Origin of the sequence: Paenibacillus ferrarius, from assembly GCF_002027705.1 — a bacterium.
Classification (GTDB): domain Bacteria; phylum Bacillota; class Bacilli; order Paenibacillales; family NBRC-103111; genus Paenibacillus_E; species Paenibacillus_E ferrarius.
The window spans coordinates 240,487-261,618 of the sequence record NZ_MBTG01000002.1; the positions used below are offsets into that span (position 1 = coordinate 240,487).

General features: G+C 44.7%; 19 protein-coding genes. 7 read left to right on the forward strand and 12 right to left on the reverse strand.

The window, feature by feature from the left end; translation table 11 throughout:
* Window positions 1-2: 2 nt before the first annotated feature.
* The 3 genes from BC351_RS03860 to BC351_RS03870 form a co-directional block, all read right to left on the reverse strand.
* A complete protein-coding gene (locus tag BC351_RS03860) occupies window positions 3-407 on the reverse strand; it encodes a DUF2203 domain-containing protein (protein ID WP_079409389.1) in 405 nt (134 codons plus the stop codon).
* A gap of 41 nt (window positions 408-448) precedes the next feature.
* Window positions 449-913, reverse strand: coding sequence for a nickel-responsive transcriptional regulator NikR (gene nikR, locus BC351_RS03865; RefSeq protein ID WP_079409390.1), 465 nt, complete (start codon window positions 911-913; stop codon window positions 449-451).
* Window positions 914-1,124: 211 nt separating this feature from the next.
* On the reverse strand, window positions 1,125-2,066 hold the full coding sequence (locus BC351_RS03870; RefSeq protein ID WP_079409391.1) for a DMT family transporter: 942 nt from the start codon (window positions 2,064-2,066) through the stop codon (window positions 1,125-1,127).
* Window positions 2,067-2,234: 168 nt separating this feature from the next.
* Here BC351_RS03870 and BC351_RS03875 point away from each other — a divergent pair, with 168 nt between their 5' ends.
* Window positions 2,235-3,071: a TrmB family transcriptional regulator gene (locus tag BC351_RS03875; RefSeq protein ID WP_079409392.1), complete on the forward strand. Its 837-nt coding sequence runs from the start codon at window positions 2,235-2,237 to the stop codon at window positions 3,069-3,071.
* 70 nt (window positions 3,072-3,141) lie between these two features.
* Here the strand turns inward: BC351_RS03875 and BC351_RS03880 are convergent, their stop codons facing one another.
* From BC351_RS03880 to BC351_RS03890, 3 genes are all read right to left on the reverse strand, one after another.
* Window positions 3,142-4,407 (reverse strand): S1C family serine protease, encoded by a 1,266-nt coding sequence (locus tag BC351_RS03880; RefSeq protein WP_079409393.1) that lies wholly within the window; start codon window positions 4,405-4,407, stop codon window positions 3,142-3,144.
* Window positions 4,408-4,629: 222 nt separating this feature from the next.
* Complete coding sequence (locus BC351_RS03885) at window positions 4,630-5,235, reverse strand: pentapeptide repeat-containing protein (protein ID WP_079409394.1); 606 nt, start codon at window positions 5,233-5,235, stop codon at window positions 4,630-4,632.
* Between the two features lie 191 nt (window positions 5,236-5,426).
* Window positions 5,427-6,107 carry a TetR/AcrR family transcriptional regulator gene (locus BC351_RS03890; protein ID WP_079409395.1) on the reverse strand — a complete coding sequence of 227 codons (681 nt, stop codon included), beginning with the start codon at window positions 6,105-6,107 and terminating at the stop codon, window positions 5,427-5,429.
* Between the two features lie 169 nt (window positions 6,108-6,276).
* On the opposite strand from BC351_RS03890, the gene BC351_RS03895 reads away from it, so the two are divergent.
* Window positions 6,277-7,629, forward strand: a complete 1,353-nt coding sequence (locus BC351_RS03895; protein ID WP_079409396.1) for an MATE family efflux transporter — start codon at window positions 6,277-6,279, stop codon at window positions 7,627-7,629.
* Window positions 7,630-7,691: 62 nt separating this feature from the next.
* Here the strand turns inward: BC351_RS03895 and BC351_RS03900 are convergent, their stop codons facing one another.
* The 5 genes from BC351_RS03900 to BC351_RS03920 all read right to left on the reverse strand — a co-directional run bounded on the left by BC351_RS03900 (window position 7,692) and on the right by BC351_RS03920 (window position 14,290).
* Window positions 7,692-8,147, reverse strand: a complete 456-nt coding sequence (locus BC351_RS03900) for a GNAT family N-acetyltransferase (protein ID WP_079409397.1) — start codon at window positions 8,145-8,147, stop codon at window positions 7,692-7,694.
* Window positions 8,148-8,336: 189 nt separating this feature from the next.
* Window positions 8,337-8,888, reverse strand: a complete 552-nt coding sequence (locus tag BC351_RS03905) for a GNAT family N-acetyltransferase (protein ID WP_079409398.1) — start codon at window positions 8,886-8,888, stop codon at window positions 8,337-8,339.
* Window positions 8,889-9,008: 120 nt separating this feature from the next.
* Complete coding sequence (locus tag BC351_RS03910) at window positions 9,009-9,461, reverse strand: NUDIX hydrolase (protein WP_079409399.1); 453 nt, start codon at window positions 9,459-9,461, stop codon at window positions 9,009-9,011.
* Window positions 9,462-9,564: 103 nt separating this feature from the next.
* Complete coding sequence (locus BC351_RS03915) at window positions 9,565-9,864, reverse strand: NUDIX hydrolase (RefSeq protein WP_079409400.1); 300 nt, start codon at window positions 9,862-9,864, stop codon at window positions 9,565-9,567.
* 292 nt (window positions 9,865-10,156) lie between these two features.
* Window positions 10,157-14,290 (reverse strand): S-layer homology domain-containing protein, encoded by a 4,134-nt coding sequence (locus BC351_RS03920; protein WP_158081975.1) that lies wholly within the window; start codon window positions 14,288-14,290, stop codon window positions 10,157-10,159.
* A 176-nt stretch (window positions 14,291-14,466) separates the two neighbouring features.
* Between BC351_RS03920 and BC351_RS03925 the strand changes: the two genes are divergently transcribed.
* The 4 genes from BC351_RS03925 to BC351_RS03940 all read left to right on the forward strand — a co-directional run bounded on the left by BC351_RS03925 (window position 14,467) and on the right by BC351_RS03940 (window position 19,294).
* Entirely contained in the window at window positions 14,467-15,465 is a 999-nt protein-coding gene (locus BC351_RS03925; protein ID WP_079409402.1) for an alpha/beta hydrolase, read from the forward strand.
* 89 nt (window positions 15,466-15,554) lie between these two features.
* The gene (locus BC351_RS03930; protein WP_079409403.1) at window positions 15,555-17,678 is read left to right on the forward strand and encodes an ATP-binding protein; all 2,124 of its coding nucleotides are present in this window, start codon (window positions 15,555-15,557) and stop codon (window positions 17,676-17,678) included.
* 3 nt (window positions 17,679-17,681) lie between these two features.
* Entirely contained in the window at window positions 17,682-18,386 is a 705-nt protein-coding gene (locus tag BC351_RS03935; protein ID WP_079409404.1) for a response regulator transcription factor, read from the forward strand.
* Between the two features lie 47 nt (window positions 18,387-18,433).
* Window positions 18,434-19,294: an alpha/beta hydrolase gene (locus BC351_RS03940; RefSeq protein WP_079409405.1), complete on the forward strand. Its 861-nt coding sequence runs from the start codon at window positions 18,434-18,436 to the stop codon at window positions 19,292-19,294.
* 30 nt (window positions 19,295-19,324) lie between these two features.
* On the opposite strand, the gene BC351_RS03945 is transcribed toward BC351_RS03940, so the two are convergent.
* Window positions 19,325-19,813 (reverse strand): GNAT family N-acetyltransferase, encoded by a 489-nt coding sequence (locus BC351_RS03945; RefSeq protein ID WP_079409406.1) that lies wholly within the window; start codon window positions 19,811-19,813, stop codon window positions 19,325-19,327.
* Window positions 19,814-20,127: 314 nt separating this feature from the next.
* Between BC351_RS03945 and BC351_RS03950 the strand changes: the two genes are divergently transcribed.
* The gene (locus tag BC351_RS03950; RefSeq protein ID WP_079409407.1) at window positions 20,128-21,126 is read left to right on the forward strand and encodes an ABC transporter substrate-binding protein; all 999 of its coding nucleotides are present in this window, start codon (window positions 20,128-20,130) and stop codon (window positions 21,124-21,126) included.
* Window positions 21,127-21,132: the final 6 nt, after the last annotated feature.

Sequence of the window (21,132 nt, forward strand, 5' to 3'; positions counted from 1 at the left end):
CTCTACTCCGAAATCGGTTTCCGCCCAGCAAATCCATCTTCTTTGCTATGGTAGTAACGAATTCTGTCCTCTCCTTGTTTCCAACACAGCAAGACCTCATGTCCTTCCAGCATCGCCGGAAAATCAACAAGTCCTGTTTCTATATCCTTGAGCTCGATTCCCGTCGTCTGGAAATTATGAATAAGTCCGCGTGCTTCGATCTGGATAAATTCCAATGCAGCTTCCATAACGAAAAAAGGGTCTTTTTCCTTGCTGGGTTTCTCAGCATGTTCATTTTTCAAATCGCGAAGCTCCACATACTTGTCTTCAAACTGTCGTTTCAATGCCTGCATCTTCTTCAACTCTTGGTCGACAAAAGGGAGCATGGCATTCGCCTCTTCCAGGCTAAACCATTTTTTAACAGACATATCACACCTCCACCCCTAATTTTAGCAAAAAAATCAGCTAACTACGAATCCTGCGGATGGGAATGATGATGTCCATGCGAAGGTGCATGCTCGTCTACATGCGTAACGGAAAGCTCCGCATAACCCACGCCTTTGAGCACTTGAATTCGCTGCTGCAGCTCTCTTAATTTCTGCACTTTGCCGCGAACAACCAATATTTCCAAGCATTGCTGATGGTTTAAATGAATATGCATCGTTGAAATAATGGCATGATGATATTCATGCTGCAGCTCCATCAAAGTAATGGGCAAATCGCTGATATGATGGTCATACACCATCACAATCGTTCCGGCAACCGTCTCTTCCGGCTGCATGCCGCTTGAAGTGAGGAGTGCTTTGCGTGTAAGATCCCGGATTGCCTCCGAACGGTTACCATACCCTTGCTCGGCAATCAGCCTGTCATACTGCTCAATGAGCGATTGCGGCATGGAAATTCCGAAGCGTACAAGAACTTCTTTCTCAGACATCAGACCTGCTCCTCTCTGCCTATCAATTTCCCATACCCTTACTCTAGCAGAAAGTCACTCCGGTGCAAAACGACAGCATTGTGAATTCGCAAAAGCAAGGCAATATGATTTGCATTGCACGAGGGAATGGGCCTAAACTTTTCTTAAACCGTAGTAAAAAGATAGAGCGGCAGTCATGAAGGACGTGAACAAGTCCTAGACTGCCGCTGTTTTATTGAACTTTTGTTTTCCGTCCCCCAGTAAACTTCTCTTGGACGCTCAGTATAACCCCAACGATTATAATCATTCCACCGATCAAATCAAATATATGCAAGACTTCATGCAGGAATAGGGTTGAGAATATCACGCCAAAAAGAGGAACAAGGTTCATCAGTGCCATTGCAGTACCGGAACTAAGGTTGCGCAGCCCATAATTATAAAGCATAAAAGCGGCTACAGAGCAGAAAACTCCCAGATAAAGCAGCGTCCACAGAGACTCTGTGCTGGGTACCTGCCATCTTGCCCGTTCGATCCATGCAAGCGGAAGGAAAGCCAGCGTTCCTGCTATCGTCTGGTAAAACGAAACGGTTACCATTGAATAGTTTTTGACGACTTTGCGGGTGGTAAAGTTATAAGCTGCAAACACAACGCCTGCCAGAATCAGAATTAAGTTCCCCGTCAAATTTCCGGCAATTCCCCCTGAGCTGCCCCCCGAAATCTGATACACACCGGCAATTGCCATCACGATCCCAAGTCCCTTCAGCCAGGAAATTTTTACACGAAAAAAAATGAACTCCATCAGTGCTGCGATAGCCGGATAAGATGCGACGATCAATGCGGCGCTCGACGCCGTCGTCAGCTCAAGCCCGATATTCTCGAGCGCAAAGTAAAGTGTCGTTCCCAATATTCCGCTCAGCGCCATCAATCCTATATCCTTCGGTGCTGGTCTTATAAATTCTTTTCTAGACAGCATAATCGCTCCCAGAATCAGCGAAGCAATGACAAAACGTGCCGCCCCCAATGTTAGAGGGGGAAAGGAATTATAGGCAATCTTGGTGCCAACAAACGAGGTACTCCATAATAAAATTGCAATAATGACGGCGATTAGGTAAAAGCTGCTGCTTTTTATGACCTTTACTTTTGGTGCGATTTGGATTTCATTTGATGTATCCATGTTGTGCCCCCAAGTGATTTTAAGTAATCTCATATAGTGACTACATATGTAGCTACTACATTAAAGATATATCATTGGCACTTACGTCTGTCAAGTGCAATAATGGGAGTAGATTAGATTAGTGAAAATAACGGACTTATGTACGATGCAGAGGGTAGGAGGCAAAACATGAAATTAGAAATCATTAAGATGCTGCAAGATTTAAATTTTACCGAATATGAGGCCAAAGCGTATCTGGCGCTTCTAGATAAATCTCCTTTATCGGGGTATGCGATTTCTTTGAACTCGGGTGTACCGCGTTCCAAAATTTATGAAGTGCTAAGCGGAATGGTGGAGCGCGGCGAAGTTATGGTCAGTCACGAAGATCCTTCGTTGTACACACCGCTGCCGCCGCAGGAGCTGATCCGGCTGAAAAAAAGCAAAGTCGAATCCTCATTCGAAGCCGCTGAAACGGCGCTTGCCCACTATTCTTTTGTCTCCTTGCATCGTGAAAATATATGGAACATCACCGGATATGAAACCATACTAAGCCGGGCGGCGGAAGCGGTTAATCGGGCGACAGGACGTGTTTTGCTAGAGATCTGGACCGAAGAAGCCAAGCTGCTGGAACCGGAATTGCGGAGAGCTGCGGAACGCGGCGTTGAGATTCTGATTGTCGTGTATGGAGAACTACAGTTCGATTTTGCGCAAGTGTACCCGCACGACTCGAGTGAAGAGATTACACAGGAATACGGCGGCCGTTGGATTGTCGTAAGCGTAGATGACCGCGAGGTCGTAGCCGGTATCGTTTCCCTTGGCACGGACAGCCGCGCCGCTTGGACCATGCACCCCGGCCTCGTCATGCCGATCACCGAGGTCATCATCCATGACCTTTACATCTATGAGATGATGCAAGCGCACCGTGAAACGTTGGAACAGACATTCGGTCCCAATCTGATTGATCTGCGCAAAAGATATAACTTCGGCCCCAATGGCTACAGCATGGCGATGAGGCTCGGTTTGTGAAATTAACCACTGAAACACAAAAAAGATTGCCCACCACCTAGCCATAATAGCAGGGTAGTAGGCAATCCGTTTAACCTTGATAGCTGGTCGCTATATTTTTATTCCCAACTTCAACAGTAACATCCTTCGTCTGACCATCCCGCGAGATGGTTACTTTCAGCTTGTCTCCAACGGCCGCAGCCTGGACAGCTTTTGTAACGTCATCCGTATTGGAAATTGCTGTGCCATTGATATCCATAATAACGTCGTATTGACGAATGCCCGCTTCAAAAGCTGGAGTGCCTTGCTGTACTTGAGCAACTATGGCTCCTTTCGTACTGTTGATTTTCAAGTCTTCCAACATATCACTCGAAATATTTTGTAGAGCAACACCGATATATGGTGCTGGTTCTTTTGGAATCGTTTCGTTATTTTTCAGTTTATCTACAACAGAACTAATCGTACTTGAGGGAATTGCAAAGCCCATTCCTTGCGCTTCAGAGTTTACGGCTGTATTGATGCCGATCACTTCACCGTTCAAATCCAAAAGCGGACCACCAGAGTTGCCTGGATTGATCGCTGTGTCTGTTTGCAGCAAATGTTTGTAATTCCGAGTACCCTGCTCATCGTCGATGCTGATCGTACGTTCTTTGGCGCTTAAAACACCCGTAGTTACGGAGTAATCGAAGTCATACGGGTTGCCGATCGCAACAAGCCAATCCCCTACTTGCGTATTGTCGGAGCTGCCTAGTTTCAGAGAAGGGAAAGCCTTATCCCCTTGAATTTTGAGCACAGCCAAGTCTAAATCGTAGCTGCTTCCGAGAAGCTTTGCCGTAAATGGTGTATCGTAGCCTTGCACGTAAACATCGATTTCGTCTGCGCCATCAATAACATGCTCATTCGTTAAAATATAGCCGCTCGCGTCGAAAACGAAGCCTGATCCAATCCCATTTTCAATCGTATCTCCGCTTTCAGTGCCTTGTTGAAGTGTGTTTCTTCTATTCTGTCCACTTTTCGTCTGTTTTACTTTGGTCTCAATTTTGACAATAGCTGGGCTCGCCGCTTTGACAATGGACGAAATACTGTTCGTCCCTGTTGGCGTTAACGATGCCGTTTGGACATTCGCTGCCGCCGAGTTGGCTGCAGCAGCTGCTGCAGATTGAGCAGGCTGGGCAGCATAGCCGAACAAATCCATTTTATCCGATGCGAACATCAACCCGCCAACGACTAGCGCGCCAGCCATAAAAGCTGCAAACATCGATTTCATTTTAATGCTCCGCGGCTTGTTTTCAACTTTTATATCATTTAAATTAACCATCTTGTTCATATCTTCCTTTTTGTTCATATCTTCATTCATGCTATTACCGCCTTTCGGATGCCATTTATTTAAGTGGTGTTGATAGATAAAAGTATAGGCCGCTAACCTGAAGGGTTACTTAAGTTAGGCTGATAGGCATATGAAAGTTAACTGAAAGTATGCTGAAAGCGTCAACTAGACGCAAAAAAACCTCTTATTTAACGAAAATTGTTAAACAGGAGGTTTAGTCTAGCAGCCTTATTGCCTATTTTACGATTCATATCAACCTATCTTGGCTCCATGTGAAAGCGAAAACAAGACAGATTGCTCCCTATCCATTCTCATACCTGCAATGGTGAATGATTTAAAATCTACACCTTCCATTTTAGCTCCTCTTACATCAGCGCCCTGCAGCTTCGCTTTGGACAGCAGCGTCATTGTCAGATCGCTGTCTCTTAAATCCGCTTTTTCTAAATCAGCTCCTGACAAGTCTGCTTCATGAAATTTAACCCCGCGTAAATCCTGTCTAACTAATCTGCTATTTCTTAAATTGGTATACGACCAATCGCCTTGATAAATCGTGATCCCATCCATATTGGAGCTTGAGAAATCCGAACCTGTCATTTTACATGTTTCAAATTTGGAAACAAAGAGATTAGCTCCGTTAAAATTGCAATTCTCAAACGCGGATTCTTTATGATACGAACCATTTAAAGCTGCTCCGCGAAAATCACACTCTATGAAACGGCAGTTGCTGGATGTAATCTCATCAAGTGATCCGTTAGAAAACAAGCAACGAGTAAATGTACAACTGATTAGCTCGCCGTACCTTAAATCTTGTGTGCCAAAATCTAATCCTGCATAATTTTGTTTGCTATGCTGAAACATTAGATGCCTCCTATGTGCTTAGTACCCCTCACAATTCCTTTTTTAATATAACAACGGCTGTCAAGTACCCGTTTGATCCCCAATAAAAGTCAAGCCTTTTATTTTTTCGTAATACCGCTTGGCGCCGAACTCGTCTTCTCTAAACTCATTGAAAACGCTCATCCGATAACCGGACGAGCGTTTTTTATCTCCTACTTCTCCTGCTCCTTTATCACCTGCTCAATTCCCAAGAGAATCAGCTTCAAGCCGAACTCAAACGCCCCATCGGTCCCCATCAGATTGAATAGCCCACTCTTGTGCATCCTTCGGAACAGTCCCGCTTCCGACTCGCTCATGGAATCAAGAAGGCGGATCATCTCCTCGCCCGGAATCACTCCCTGGTCCTTAAGGATAGCCGAGACACTGCGCTCATGCTGATATTCGTCTAGAACAAAGTAGAAGATATAGTTCACAAGCGTAGTCACCACTTGCATTTTCTGCGCTTGCTCAAGCGGCGTCGATTCCACACAAAGCAGCATACGGTTGGTGAACCGAATAATGTCAGGTTCGTGGGGCAGCGTCATCATCATGAGCTGCGTGGAGCAGGGATACCGGCTGAGCACACTCCGTACCGTTGCCGCAAGCCCCGTCAGCTGCTCCTTCCAGTCCCCCTCGGAGTGGAACTCCTCCAGAATCATTTTCGATACCTGGTTGGCCAGACGCTGGTAGAGATTCTGCTTGCTCTTGAAGTACCAGTACAGAGAGGGAGCCTGAATCCCCAGCTTGTCGGCCAATCTTCTCATGCTGAATTTCTCGATGCCTTCCTCTCCAAGAAGCTCCCACGATGTTTCCAAAATCTTATCCTCCGAAATCTGAGGCTGCTGCTTTTTCATTGGTATCCGCCCTTTTATCTAACAGTGTAAGTTTATTCTTTACAGGTTCATAGCTTTATGATAACATCTAACACTGTAAGGTTCAATCTAACACTGTTAGTTGAATTTAAGATTGCATATATCGTTAAAATTCTGGATAAATCGAACTCCAAAGAAAGTGGTGACCCACATGGATACAGAAAACCTCCATTACTTTGAAAAAGCACCAGTCGCAAAAGCCGTAGCTCACTTCGCTGTACCGATGATGCTAGGCATGTCAATGAGTGTCATATATTCCATCTTGAATGCCTTTTTCCTTGGTACACTGAGCAATACGGCCATGTTAACCGCACTCGCGCTAACCTTGCCGTTATTCGCGGCCATTATGGCGCTGGGCAACTTGATTGGCATCGGCAGCAGTACATTCATCTCCCGTTTGCTGGGAGAAAAAAAATATGATGATGTTAAGCATGTGTCTTCATTCGCTTTTTACAGCAGTTTAGTTCTCGGTCTTATCTTGATGGCCGCCGGCCTCCCATTGATCGATTCAATCGTTCATGGCTTGGGAGCGACGCCTGACTCCTTCGGTTTCACGAAGGAATATGTCACGATTATGATTATTGGTTCACCATTCATCGTATTATTTTTCACACTGGAGAATATTGTGCGCTCGGAGGGTGCAGCAATGACGTCGATGATCGGTATGATTCTCAGTGTTGTTGTGAATATTATTCTCGATGCGCTAGTCATCTTCGTCTTCCATTGGGACGTGATCGGCGTTGCGTCTGCTACGGTCATTTCTAACTTGGTTGCGAGTGCATTCTATGCCTTCCATATAAGATATAAGAGCCAATTTTTAACCATCTCCATAAAATGGTTCAAGGCTACCAAGGACATTCTCAGCAATGTATTCAAAATCGGAGTTCCCGTCTTTGTTATGAGTATTTTCCTGGGTGCAATGTCGCTTATTTTTAACCGTTATTTGGTCGAATATGGGGAACAGGCCGTAGCGGCATTCGGAATTTCTTCACGATTATTGCAATTTCCTGAGGTTATTCTTATGGGCTTATGCGAGGGAGTCGTGCCGCTCATTGCCTTCTCTTTTACAGCGAATAAATTACGCATGAAACATACCATTGAATTCACGATCAAAGCAATTGTGGCGTTAGCCGTCGTATTCGGCATCATCGTCTATCTGATTTCCGACCACTTAATTGGTCTATTTACGAAGGACCCGCAATTAATTGAAATGGGAAGCTACATTCTACATGTGACGTTCTTATCCTTGTTCATTACAGGAATAACCGCGTTGTTTACGGGGATCTTCCAAGCAACAGCGCAAGGAACCGCCGCGTCTATTATGTCAGTTATTCAAGGAGTTACTCTGATTCCTGTGTTGTATATCGCCAATCGAATGAATGGTTTCCACGGAGTTGTCTGGTCACTCGTCATTGCGGATGCCGTCACATTCCTTGTTGGTGCCATCATGCTGTATGTTCTGCGGACCAAATTGCAGCCGGACTTGGAGAGTTTGGTACAGTAGACAACAAATAACACTAAAAAGGCAGGATAAGGGCACTCCCCGATTCTGCCTTTTTAGTGCTTTCACATGTATGAATTGAACTTTTTTATAAAATTCTTTTGGTCCTTTGTAAACATATAGCCACGTCGCTCATAGAACCTGTGCGCATATACTCGACTTGGGTGGGAGAGCAATTTGATTCCAGAAAATCCATTGTTCTTTCCCCACTGCTCAAGACATTCAATCAATATGCTGCCTAAACCTTGATTTCGATATTTTTCTTTCACAACAAATCCCAGGACATTTACTAAAGGGTCAGAAAAAAGCAATTCATACGGACTTCCATGTATATACCCTATTACCTCGTTATTATGTTCATACACAAAGATGATATCTTTGGTTTTCTTGATAATGATTTCAATCTTTTCTTTTACTTTTTCTTCAGAAAATAATTTAAGATTCGGATTAAATTCTTGATTTAACACATAAATATCCTGATAATCAGTTACCTTGATTTCCCTAACGTTTTTTTCTCTCATTTTTGAACACCTCAATTTGATAAGACAATATGAACATCATAAATATTACATGCTCGCTTCCCATCTACTTCGCCCAGTATAGGCAATTCCCAAAATTGTTCCTTTCACCACACAGTAATCCCCTTTATAATAACAAATACTTATGCTTAATCAAGCACAAAGAAATGATCAAAAGATTCGAAGGTGTTCTCACAAATTTCGATTTGAATCATATTCCATTAACCAACAATCTCTTAATTCCCCTTCATGCATTTCGTGCTCTTCTAAATATATCTTCTTTATAAATCCAGATTTCTCATATACTCTTATTGCCCTTGTATTCCATGCTTGTGGATCCAATACGATTTTGTTGGCACTTCTGTTCTCAATCAGATATCTAACCGTTTCTTTAATTAATTGATAACCAATTCCTTGGTTCCAAAATTCCGTTTCACCTATAAACTGATCCATTCCATAAATGATTCCTAAATCATCTTGATATCCATATTGTGCGATTTCTTCATCACCAATCAAGTAAAATTGAATAAATCCAATGTCTGTATTCTTATATTGAATAATGCACTGAGTAATTTCATCCCGATCTTCAAAAAAGTGTTTCCGAACTAATTCCAAATTATGAGGACGGTCACGACCTTCATAATATGCCAATACTTCCGGATTCGATAGCCAATTGACAAGTAAATTAGAATCTTTCAGTTCAAGTCTTCTAAGACAAATGTCATTATTCAAGAAAATAGTCATTTGTTTTCTCCTGAATTTATTATGTAATTGTAGAACCTTTTTACTGAGTCTTCTAATGAATGGTTTTAATCTGTTGTATCGAACTTGTCGTACTTCTTCGTTAGCTTAGCAACGTCTTCATTATTTAACGCATCGTTCGAGGAATTCATTAATTATCGGTTTGTCTGGAGGCGACAACTCGATTGGTATCTCATCATAGCTAAAAAACCGTAATTCTTGTACTTCGACTCCATCACCTTTAAGAAATCCATCAAAATCAGAGCATAGGTAAGCGGACACAACATTATATACTTCATCGTCATGAGGATATTTATAGTACAGGTCTTTTCCAGAGAATATGTTAAAAAATTCAAGGCTCCTGCCTTCCAATCCTGTTTCCTCAAAAAGTTCCCTTTGTGCAACCTCTTCTAAAGTTTCCCCAGGTTCCATAGAGCCACCAGGCAGTCCCCATAAACCGTTATCCGTTCTACGTTGTAATAACAGTCTTTGATTACTGCATAATAGAACGCAAGCTCCAATATTAATAAGTGGTCTTGAACCGACTAACTTTCTAAGTTCCATTATATAACCCAATAGAAAAACACCCTTCCAATATTTGTTTGGCAATTTCTCGCTATTGTTCTACGTTATTTGAACGCTTATTAGGCAGAAGATTATTCGATCCACTGTCTCGGTCCTACAATGTGGAATAGAAGCTGTCTATCATGCTATAAAGCATCCTGTTACGTTTATAAGTGAAATCACTAATTGGCTTTGGTAGATCATCGATCGAGCAATATCTGCACTCCAAAATCTCAGGTGAACTTGGCTCAGGTTCTTGATTATTTTCGTTATTTGAAATGAAAACAAAATGATGCATGTCAGATTTTCCACCTGGAAGATCCCAATTATTTTTACCGTAGCTGTGTTTTACCAGTAAAATGCGTCTTTCTGAATCTAATATAATTGCTGCTGCACCCATCAATTTATTTGACAAAATAGTCCCCCCTTAAGGATATATTGATTTACATCAATTAGACTCCAAATACCGGAAAAAAGATTCAGGTTCAGGTCACCCCTTTGTATTTTAACGAGAGCTTTACCTCGGATTTCGAAAGCCAGTTGGGCAGAGGAACGATTGTAAAACTCCATCTGCCGTTGCTGTCATAGGTGGATGCTTCTACGCAATCGCTATTAATAAAACGTTAAAACCGCCAGTTTTTACTGGCGGCTTGTTGTGTTGAATATTGTTGAGCCTAGTAATGACTTGCAGTCACTAAGCAGCGGAATTAGTTAATTAGGTTTAAACTCTTTAACATACGATACAAAAATGATGCACTCTGAGCGCGATCTGCATTCATGGCAGGAGCCAGCTGGTTATTCGCCACGCCGCTTGTAATATTTGCTTTTATCGCTACAGCCATCGCTTCTTTCGCCCAGTCTTGAATTTTATCATGATCGGCATAAGGAGAGAGAATTTTGTCGATATCCACCGAGGATATCTTTTCTTTCCACATTCCACTCGAATACATGGCATTGTAGATCATTTGCAGCATTTCCATTCTACTTATCTCTACATTCGGTTTAAAGGTTCCATCGGAGTAACCATTGATCAAATGTGCTTTCACTGCAGCCCCAACGGATTGCGCGAACCAATCGCCGGACTTCACGTCTTTAAAAATGGGTTGACTATCACTCGTATCAGGAGTAACGCCAAGCGCTCGCGTAAGCATCGCAATAAATTCGGCACGAGTTACCGTTTTGCTTGGCTTAAAGCTGCCATCTTCGTATCCGTTTAGCACATATTTGGAAGCCAGTGTATCAATCGCATCTTTCGCATAACTGTTCTCAACGTCGCGGAATGTTTTACTATTTTGAACAACAGCATACACGGCATTATTTCTTCCATAGATGTGCGCCTGCAGATTTCCTTTCGAATCTTTCGTAAATATGGCTGGCACAGGATGATATTTACCGATTGCCGGATCAATCATCACGCCAACGAGATGCCCAAACGTTGTTTCGCCAAATGAACTTGGCACATTTAAAAGGTGTTTCATATACGAGTCAAACTGATTCATGGCATGGTCCGATCCACTTTTCTCAATAAAGTTCATCTTATAATCGATTGGTGTCGTAACGGACGATATCTGTAATTGATGCAAAAGTTCATCGTTTACCAGACTCTTCTTTGACATACGCAGCTTTACATGTGCACCAGCCAAAGGTACCTTGAATTGTTCAATCGATTTGTGCACAGTACTAGCGGAAAAATGAAAAGCTGCAAACTTGGACTGGATGGCCAGTACCGTTTTCGGGTTTTTGTTCAGTAATTTTTGAAAAAGTTCTGCGTCGAAATAAAGCTCAAAATCATCCCACTCGTCCGATGGTATTTGCATGACCACCAGATCTTTATCACTAGATGATGACAAATGATCCAACGCATCCAGAATCGTTTTTGTATCCACGCTAACTTGCGAAACTTTGTGCCCATTGGAATCGGTAACCGTTGTCGGATTTAAGGAAAGGCTGCCGTCACTCCCCTGTTTCACAGATGGTGATTGTGTGCTGCCCCCTGTGTCGCTTCCTGTACTGCCATCCGTGCTGCCACCTGTGTTGCCTCCCGTGTTGCCTCCTGTGTTGCCTCCCGTACTGCCACCCGTGCTGCCACCTGTGTTGCCTCCCGTGTTGCCACCTGTGTTGCCTCCTGTGTTGCCTCCTGTGTTGCCTCCGGTATTGCCTCCCGTGTTGCCTCCTGTGTTGCCTCCCGTGTTGCCTCCTGTGTTACCTCCTGTGTTGCCTCCTGTGTTGCCTCCTGTGTTGCCTCCGTTATTGCCTCCCGTGTTGCCACCTGTGTCAGGCGAATAAGGAGTAATCGTAACAGCTGAAGTATGAGGGACAAATTGTCGGTTGGTATTCAAATATCCTAACAATTGCCCCATCGCATTTTCTACACCAATCATGTATTGGTTGGCTTTAGACGGGGAGCTATAGTTATCCAAGAGAAGGAAATCAGATAAGTTATAGGCGTATGCAGAAGCTCCAGTTGCCGGTATCTCCGCAATTCTAATTTCATTACGTTCATTATTGCCGTTAATCGTCTGAAAGTCAGGCATGATAACATAGCTTGATATGCCTGTCTCATTTGATGCTGCATCCCACTTGATAGTCCCACTCAAATTGTTTCCAGTCGAATCTGTGCTTTGCATAGATGCATGCAGCGGCAGCATCGAATCATTCCACAGACTAGCGAAATCTGGGGTGATATGCTCGGATGTTCCATCAAAGGTGTATAAACGAATTCCTATTGCACCGGTTGGGATATTGGTTTCTGGTACATCCGGAGCATAATTCGTCCAATCAGGAACAAACGGTGTATCGAGAATCATGTCGCCTAGCTTATTCCCTTTTCCATCTTCGAAATAAAAGCGATAATCCGTTGGCTGCCATAACGCAGATGAGGGATACCAGGACATATAACCGGAAATTTTCCCTGCCGACGTATTAGAATCTTGTCGGTATAGAAATTTAGTCGGCTGCGTATTCGAAATCGTCTGAAGCGTATGTGAAACCTGGCTTCCGAATACAAAAACCGGATCCTGAACGATAGTTTCATCTACCTCACCGTTCGTGCCGTTTGTAATACCTACATGATATAGACCAGGATACAAATGATTGAAAACGGCAACTCCATCCGTTGAGGTGACAGCTGTCTTTGTATTTCGAAAATCATCATCATCTACAATCGTAACTGTAACCCCAGAAACAGGAGCACTGTAAACAGAACCGTAGACGGAGTTCGACACTGATTGATTTGCCCCCGTTGACGCATTCCATTCCTTAACCGGTACTCTTAACGTCACGGAACCTGGGCTTACCGTGTACCCTTTGCCATTATTATCGTAGGCTAAGGTTTCCGAAACGGAGCGATTCCCTGTATATTCGGTATGAATTTTTACACTATACGTTCCCGGTGGCAAGTGACCATAAAGTGTATGAGTTACTCCTGTAACACCGTACGGCGAGTCGTATCTACCGGTTGATTCGCTCAGGCTTGAAGTGCTTCCACCCATCGGAACAACATCAAAATAGATCTTGTCCAAATTCGACAAAGCCGGAATATCATACGTAAACTTTAATTGATCATTATTAACCACTTGAATGGAAACATTTTTTAATGGTTTTGGCGCTACAACGTACGATGACGCAAAAGGAATCATGGGTATTGGTTTATTTGTAATATCGAAATTATAACCGACATCCAACAGTCCATAAATGCGCGTGTTAATATCATAGTTTGATCCGCTTGCAATGACAGTACCATCCTCATTGATGAAAAAGGAATTGTCATAACCTGCAAAAGCAGCTTTTGCGTTGGATACGGTTGTGATTTTCGTGAACTCGGTTGCTTGCCAATATAGTTGAGGATCGCCTAGTTGACCACGATAGTTAGCGCCTACTCCCCAAACAGAGCCATCGTTCATTAATGCGAGCACATGGTTATTACCAACACTTAACGATTTCAAACTTTTGCCTGTCAAAGATGTCACATTAACGGGGGTATAGGAATCATTGGTATTCCCTGTACCCATTTGCCCACGGCTGATTTGCCCCCAGGCGAAGACACCGCTGCTTGTTACGGCATATGCGAAAGTGGCATTCGGGTTAGATACGATATCTGTTGCTCCAGAAATGCCGTTGACAACAGTTGCAACGGAAGCGGAAACCGACGTATTATTCTGTTGATCTATCAGCCCCCATTGATATACGGTTCCATCGTCCTTTAGAGCATATGAGGCCAGGCGGCCTTTAGCAATTTGCTTAATACCGGTCAATACCGTGTTGTTCGCGTCAATAACAACTGGCGAGGGGGTAAGATTCTTGGCGAGTGGACCACCGAATTGATCACCTTGCCCCAGCTCTCCCTCAAAATAATTACTGCCCCATGTGAACACTTTCCCATCAGAGGTTAATGCCATCGCCATCGTTTGACCTGCGGCAATCTGTTGGATGCTGCTTAGACCATTTACTAATGTTGGAGTGGTAATCCCTAAGTTGTTAGAATTTGGCGGCAGCATCCCCCATTCCCACACATTGCCTTGGCTGTCTAGGGCCAAAGTGTAAGTCGGACCTGCGGCAATATCCGTCATTTTCGGAGAAACGTCAATCGCAACCTGGACTGGGTATTGGTGGTCCGCGATATCGCCTGTTCCCAGTTGGCCATAATTATTTTTCCCCCAAGTCCACACCGATCCTCCGGCATCTAGAGCGACTGTAAAGTTTCCTGAGGAAACAACTTTAACCGGATAGACACCGGCAATACCTGTCTGAGAAGCATCCGTTGAAGCGAATGAGGCAGGAGCAGGAAATAACGACACAATCATAATCATCAATGTCACAATCCGCAGCAGCTTGAATTTCATAAACACACTCCCATAATTTTCATTAAAAAACTTCATGAATTCTTGAACTCAAGTATGGAGAGTACCATTGAATGTTTAAAACTGGTTTAAAAAAATATAATTAATATGATTTTTTTAACCATTTTTAAACTCTATTGGTTACAGTGGGGTAAAGTTTGCCGAAGGGGGCTGTGGACATGTTCAGTTTTCTCGTATTGCTGACGATCCTTGGGGGAGTATTGCTTTATGCAGGAACGGCAGGCGTGCTTCTTTTGTTCCCTCCTAAAAGTAAAAAAGTGACCGCGGAAGATATCGGAACGGCTCTGGTAAGCCAGGATTTGCCGGACCTCCCCGCTCTTTCGAAATATAAGGCGAGAGATGGAAACGAGCTTGAATATCGATACTATCCCGCCAAGGATTCTCCGGATAAACCGGTATTTATTTTGCTCCACGGCATAAGTACAGACGGAAAGTATCTTCATTCCTTGGCAAACCGGATAACGCAAAAAGGGATGGCGCATGTATACGTCCCTAATCTCAGGGGATATGGTGAACAGCCGCGAAGAAGGGGGGATATTGACTACATCGGCCAGTTGGAGGATGACCTGTCGGACCTGATTCGCTTCATCCATATGGATCATCCATCTATGCCAATCGCGCTCGGAGGGCATTCGGCCGGGGGCGGTACGGCACTTCGCCTCTTATCAGGCAAATACGGGTCTCTTATTGATGCCTGTCTGCTGCTTTCGCCTGCGCTTTCAACAAGTTCCCTTATCCATAAAAAAGGGAAAGCAACCAAGCTCGTCAGCCTCAGTTTGCCGCGACTGATTGGGCTTATGATGTTGAATAAGATCGGCGTGGAGACATTGAACGGATTGCCGGTCATGATCATCAACAAGCAAGGGGAAACGCTGGACAGAACGGAAACGCTATCGCTCAGCTACCGGCTGTTAACTTCGCGGATGCCGCCTTTACGTTATGAATCCTCCATGCAGGCACTGCCCGGAACATCGCTGGTTCTTGTCGGTGAACGAGATGAGGAGTTTGCAGCGGGGAGCTGTTTCCCTCTCTTCCCTCTGCATACCGACGCCGATGTCGAAGTACTCCCTGGGCTGACCCATGACGGCATGTTGATCAGTGAAGAAACTTTTCGCAGGATTGAGGCATGGTGGAACAAGCTGGATTGGCTGACGTAAGCTTGAATCTTCTGTATATCTGCTTCAAATGTCTTATGTTACAATGGTGGCATTAGACAAGATTCGACACTCGATTTGAGGAGGAACCGATGCGAAAGTCTGCGCTTTATAGCGTAATGCTTCTCATAATGCTTTTGGGTACGGCTTTTCGGGCTGACGAAGCTCTGGCTGCAGCCAAAGCCCCACAGGCTCTCCATGGCGTGCTCGATGCGACAAGCTGGAGCGCGGAACGTGATGGAGACCTTCCATTGGCTGGTGAATGGGAGTTTTATTGGAACCAGCTTCTGGAGCCGAACGATTTAAATAATCCATCCTTCCCCTTAAATCCCGCATTCGTGAAAGTGCCAAATGAATGGCATGGCTACACGTCTGACGGCAAGCCACTTTCCAACAATGGGTACGCTACATACCGGCTGCTGATCAAACTGCCCCCCGGCGAGATCCATAAGCAGGAAGCCTTATACATCTCAGGGATAGCTACCGCTTACCGACTTTGGATCAACGGAAGTTACGCCGCTTCCAACGGCACTGTCGGAAACAGCAAAGATAGTATGATTCCGCGGAATTACGCCAAAATCGTAACATTTACGCCAGATAAGCAGCAAATCGAACTTGTGCTGCAGGTTTCCAACTTTGTACAGCGCAAAGGTGGATTATGGTCAAGCATCCGGCTTGGGAGCGAGGAGCAGATCAGCTATGAACGGGACAAGAAAGTTACAATTGAAGCCTCGTTGGCAGCGAGTCTTGCGATCATGGGGTTCTATCATCTTGTGATTTTCTCGCTCAGACGCAAGGACATGTCACCATTATTCCTTGGCACGCTGTGCTTGGTCATTGCCATCCGGACATTGTTTGTCGGCGAGACGTTGGCGGTTCGGCTGTTTCCGGGCATCCATTGGGAGTGGGGGACGAAGCTGGAGTATTTCGGCGTCTTACTCGGAATTGCCCTAGTCGTAGCGCTCGTAAACTCTCAGTACCCCGGAGAAATGAATAGAAACCTGCGCAAGATCGCCATCTGGGTCAGTCTCTCTTGCGCGTTCGTGGTGCTCATCACTTCCGCCGGCTTATATACCCGTATGATGCTTGCTTTTCAGCTGTGGATATTGCTGATCTTCGGATACGTCGCTTTCGTATATGTACTGGCACTGCTGAGAAAGAGGGAAGCCGCCGGATTCAACTGCGTGGCGCTTTTATTGTTTATAGCCGCTGCCGTTAACGACACCTTATACTACAATCATACGGTTTCAACGGGAGATTCCTTTCCTCTCGGCTTGATCGGAGCACTGTTTATACAGTCGTTTGTTTTGTCACGCAAATTTTCGCGTTCTTTCAAACAAGTGGAGAAGCTGTCCGGCGAACTCTTGGTGATCAATGAAACGTTGGAAGAAAAAATTAAAGAAAGAACCGTCCAGCTGCGCCAGTCTGTCGTCAACCTGCAAAAGGCGAATAGTGAACTCTCTCAATTGGAGGCGTCCCGACGCCACCTGTTGTCTGGCATTTCGCATGAACTTGGCACACCGCTTACGTCGATTCAAGGTTATGTAAATGGCATGAAGGACGGGGTCATTGACCCGGGGAATCCAAAATATTTGAATTTGATCTATGAGAAAACTGTGTATTTGGACCGAATCATTGGCGATTTAATGGAATTGTCCAAACTGGAAGCCAGGCAGATGGCGTTTCATTTTGAACCGCTCCCCGCGGAAGATTATTTCCGCCATATCTATGAAAAGTATGAGCCGGAGCTTCGATCGAACGGCCAGCAGTTTGAGTGGGAAGGCCTCCAGTCAGACGAAGAGAGTTTAGAGACCGATGGCAGAACTGTCACTTTTTCCGGCGATCCGCTTCGAATGGAGCAAGTCGTTTCCAATTTGCTTACAAACGCCAGAAAGTTTACGCCAGCAGGAGGAACAATCCGAATCGAGCTGCTCTTCGAACATGAGACAAGTGCTATCACCTTACGTGTATCCGATACCGGGGAGGGCATCGCCGAAGAGGACCTTCCCTTCATTTTTGACCGGTTCTATCGTGGCAAAGGTTCGAGAGAACGACGCGTTGTAGGAACCGGGTTAGGTCTGGCCATCGCCAAAGAAATCATCGAGGCGCATGGGGGAACGGTTGGTGTGGAAAGCAAGCCAGGGCAAGGAAGTACGTTTTTTTTCAAACTTCAGGCATACTTCGATACGATCAGCGACAGCGGAGAGAGGATGTAACTCATGGCGGGAGAACATATTATGTTGGTCGAGGACGAGGAGGATATCCGCGAGTTAGTTCGGCTCTATTTGATCAATGAAGGATACCAGGTATCCGTCGCAGAAACTGGTGAGCAGGCGATGGCGCTCGCTTCCAAGGAAAGATTCGATCTGTTTGTGCTCGACATTATGCTCCCCGATGTGAACGGTATGGAACTATGCCGAAGTATTCGCGCCAATTCCAATGCTATTATCCTTTTCCTTACATGCAAACGAGAAAGCGATGACATCATTGCCGGTTTGGAAAACGGTGCGGACGATTATGTCGTCAAGCCATTCAATCCGAAGATGCTGGTGGCGCGGGTCACTGGTCATCTCCGCCGTTCTGTGCTCGCTGCTTCCCAAGCGGGAAGGCGCAATGATGTTCAACTGTGGCGGCATGGGCGCTTGGAGGTGGACTTCGGCAATTACGATGTGCGGATCGATGGGAACGTCGTCCCTATGTACGCCAAGGAGAAGCAGTTGCTTACTTTCTTCATCGAAAACCCCAACCAAGTATTCAATGTAGGACAGCTATATGACCGCATTTGGGGTTGGGATCGTGAAAGTGATGAACGTACGGTGATGGTGCATATCCGTAATCTTCGCAAAAAGATTGAAGATGACCCAGGAAATCCGCGTTATGTGGTGACGGTGCGTGGATTCGGCTACAAGTTTTGTTTGGGATAGGCTGTTAATCTTCTATTGATCCAAAGAAATGAGGAGAGATCATCTTCATGAATACTTACCCTGAAGACTTTGAAACGTACACCGCTCGTGATGGTGCTCAACTTCCATACCGTTTTTTTGAGGGTCCATCCGATGTTGTGCTTATTTTTCTACACGGCATTACGGAACCTAGCCTGTATTTGAGGGAGTTCGGCCAATATGTATCCCGACTTGGGCTCGCTACCGCGTACCTTCCGGATCTGCGCGGGTATGGAAATCGCCCCATTCGACGCGGCGACATTGATTACATCGGGCAGCTTGATGATGATCTGGAAGACCTGTTCTTTTTTGTTCAGAAGCACCATCCCGGTGCGAGGATCATTGTAGGAGGTCATTCTGCTGGAGGGGCAACCGCGCTCAGACAAACCATACGGCCGATTCATAAGGACATTTTTGCCTATTTACTCATTTCACCCGCACTTAGCCCCAATGCGCCACTTGATCGCAAAGGTGGTTCAGGCAACGAATCCAAGGTGAGCATCCCACGATATGTGTTGTTAATGCTGCTTAATGCACTTGGCATTCACCGTTTTAACCATATTATTGTATACCGCAGACTCACACCAATTGAACAGCTGCATGGAACGGAATCCTGCAATCTTAGCTATCGGCTCGCCTTGTCGCGCATGGTGGGGAATCATTATGCTAATTATTTGTCACAGTTGACTCAACCGACTTTCGTCATGATTGGGTCTGATGACGAGGTATTCGACGCTAGTGCCTACAAACCACTTTATGAAAAATTTTGCAAGGCTGAGGTCCGCATCGTCGATAATCAAAATCACGACTCGATTGTAAAAACTGAACATGCACTTTCAATCATTGGGAACTGGCTCAGGTTGTTACAGGCAGGGGAAGAAGCACAATGAACTAGTGACTTCCTCCGGAATGTCAGTAAGCTAACCCAAAAACGATAAATCTTTTATAAACCAAGCGTCCGTTGCATTATGCTCTGAACCATCTAGTGGTCTTTCAAGTTGTTGGAAACCTAATTTGATGTAAAGGAGATTTGCTGCTTGAAGTTTCTTCAATGTTTCTAAGTAACAGTGTGTATAGTGTTCCTTGGCGAAGTCGAGTGCTGCATTCATAAGATCCTTCGACAGACCCCTACCTTGAGCTTCGGGTGCAATGTATAGCTTTTGCAACTCGCAAATTCCCGGTTCCTGCCCAAATGGTGCAATCCCCACGCCACCTACCACTTGATTTTGTTCATTCACTGCAACCCAATACTTTGAATTTGGTTGTTCCTTGTAATATTGTGCCAAACTGCTCAGTTGAGGGTCAAAATATGCTGTTCCCGGAATATTTAGGTTGAATGATTCCAATGAGCGTTTAATAATCCGCTCTATTGTTTGATTGTCCTGTTCTTCAATTTCACGTATTTGCATTGTTTCATTCCTCCCATATCAAAATAATTATAATTTATTAACTCTAATATTATTCGTCAAATAATTCAACTGATTCAAGTATGCTTGCCTATTACTTCAATAAAAAAGAAGAGCTGCATCACTGCAAGCTCCTCCACTTCGGTGAATACGTCAGAAGCGATATGGCTTCTGGCGTTTTTATATTGCACCAAAATATAATCCGTCCAACCGTTGTGTATTCCGTCTACAGGTGGTTTGCAGCAATGAGAAGAGGTAAAATCGAACTCAATGAACTGAGAATGATTATCAACAATTGAATGGAGAGAGATTGAAGTATGTTCTGTCTAAAGAAAATGTCGTTTGCAGGTATTATTGTGCTCATGCTTTTTTTGTATGGATGTAGTGATAATAATGGGGCAGGAACCGCTTCGTCCATACCTTCGAACTCCCAGTCCCCTTCCTCAACAGCGTCTAATGGATCGGATTCGTCGCAAACACGTACGGTCAAGGATGCGAAAGGACAGGTGGATATACCCGTTAATCCCAAAAGAATCGTAGATATTTCGGGGTCCACCGAAGAATTGATAGTTCTTGGCCTTCGGCCTGTGCTAACCGGAAATACCGATATGGCTAACCCTGCAGCAGTAACTCCGATTCTCAAGAAAGAGCTGGGGGACAAAGTCGGCGTTGCTGGCTGGTTTCAGACTGAAGTTAGCGTAGAAGCGATCTTGTCGGCGAACCCCGATCTAATTCTAGCAGGCCCCACACAGGAGAAGATTTACGAACAACTGCAGCAAATTGCTCCAACAGTGAGAGTACCTTATGGATTTAACGCCTTTCGTGGACGCTTTGCGTTCGTAGCGGAAGTTCTCGGTAAGAAAGCGGAGATGGAGGCATGGCTGAAGACGTACGATGAACGTTCCAAACAATTGCACGAGCACATTACTGCTGTCACCAAACAGGAAACATTTGCAGTCATTGAAGCCACTGAGAAAGAAATTAGAATCTATTCCAGCACAGGAATTGCCGATATGATTTTCCAAGATTTGAAGCTGCCCAAAGCTCCTGGCACACCTGACCCGGATCCTTGGGGTGGGAAAGTAACGAATCTGGAGGGGCTTTCCACACTGAATCCTGATCATTTGATCCTACTTGCAAACAATGAGAATAATGTCCTCGAGCAAAGCAAAATTTGGAGCAGCCTCAAGGCGATGAAGGCAGGAAATGTCTATCGGATGACAAGTAGACAAAATTATAATGAAGCATTTTTTGCAATTGGCAAGCAATCGGTGCTGGAGCAGATTTCGGGTGATATCCTGAAACATGCGAAATAGTGAGAT

Excerpts from the sequence above, each read along its gene's own strand:
- BC351_RS03860 (WP_079409389.1), bottom strand. The coding sequence starts at position 407 with ATGTCTGTTAAAAAATGGTTTAGCCTGGAAGAGGCGAATGCCATGCTC.
- BC351_RS03935 (WP_079409404.1), top strand. The coding sequence starts at position 17,682 with ATGGCGGGAGAACATATTATGTTGGTCGAGGACGAGGAGGATATCCGC.
- BC351_RS03885 (WP_079409394.1), bottom strand. The coding sequence starts at position 5,235 with ATGTTTCAGCATAGCAAACAAAATTATGCAGGATTAGATTTTGGCACA.
- nikR (WP_079409390.1), bottom strand. The coding sequence starts at position 913 with ATGTCTGAGAAAGAAGTTCTTGTACGCTTCGGAATTTCCATGCCGCAA.
- BC351_RS03925 (WP_079409402.1), top strand. The coding sequence starts at position 14,467 with ATGTTCAGTTTTCTCGTATTGCTGACGATCCTTGGGGGAGTATTGCTT.
- BC351_RS03895 (WP_079409396.1), top strand. The coding sequence starts at position 6,277 with ATGGATACAGAAAACCTCCATTACTTTGAAAAAGCACCAGTCGCAAAA.
- BC351_RS03905 (WP_079409398.1), bottom strand. The coding sequence starts at position 8,888 with ATGACTATTTTCTTGAATAATGACATTTGTCTTAGAAGACTTGAACTG.
- BC351_RS03900 (WP_079409397.1), bottom strand. The coding sequence starts at position 8,147 with ATGAGAGAAAAAAACGTTAGGGAAATCAAGGTAACTGATTATCAGGAT.
- BC351_RS03870 (WP_079409391.1), bottom strand. The coding sequence starts at position 2,066 with ATGGATACATCAAATGAAATCCAAATCGCACCAAAAGTAAAGGTCATA.
- BC351_RS03940 (WP_079409405.1), top strand. The coding sequence starts at position 18,434 with ATGAATACTTACCCTGAAGACTTTGAAACGTACACCGCTCGTGATGGT.
- BC351_RS03920 (WP_158081975.1), bottom strand. The coding sequence starts at position 14,290 with ATGAAATTCAAGCTGCTGCGGATTGTGACATTGATGATTATGATTGTG.
- BC351_RS03880 (WP_079409393.1), bottom strand. The coding sequence starts at position 4,407 with ATGAATGAAGATATGAACAAAAAGGAAGATATGAACAAGATGGTTAAT.
- BC351_RS03890 (WP_079409395.1), bottom strand. The coding sequence starts at position 6,107 with ATGAAAAAGCAGCAGCCTCAGATTTCGGAGGATAAGATTTTGGAAACA.
- BC351_RS03945 (WP_079409406.1), bottom strand. The coding sequence starts at position 19,813 with ATGCAAATACGTGAAATTGAAGAACAGGACAATCAAACAATAGAGCGG.
- BC351_RS03930 (WP_079409403.1), top strand. The coding sequence starts at position 15,555 with ATGCGAAAGTCTGCGCTTTATAGCGTAATGCTTCTCATAATGCTTTTG.
- BC351_RS03875 (WP_079409392.1), top strand. The coding sequence starts at position 2,235 with ATGAAATTAGAAATCATTAAGATGCTGCAAGATTTAAATTTTACCGAA.
- BC351_RS03950 (WP_079409407.1), top strand. The coding sequence starts at position 20,128 with ATGTTCTGTCTAAAGAAAATGTCGTTTGCAGGTATTATTGTGCTCATG.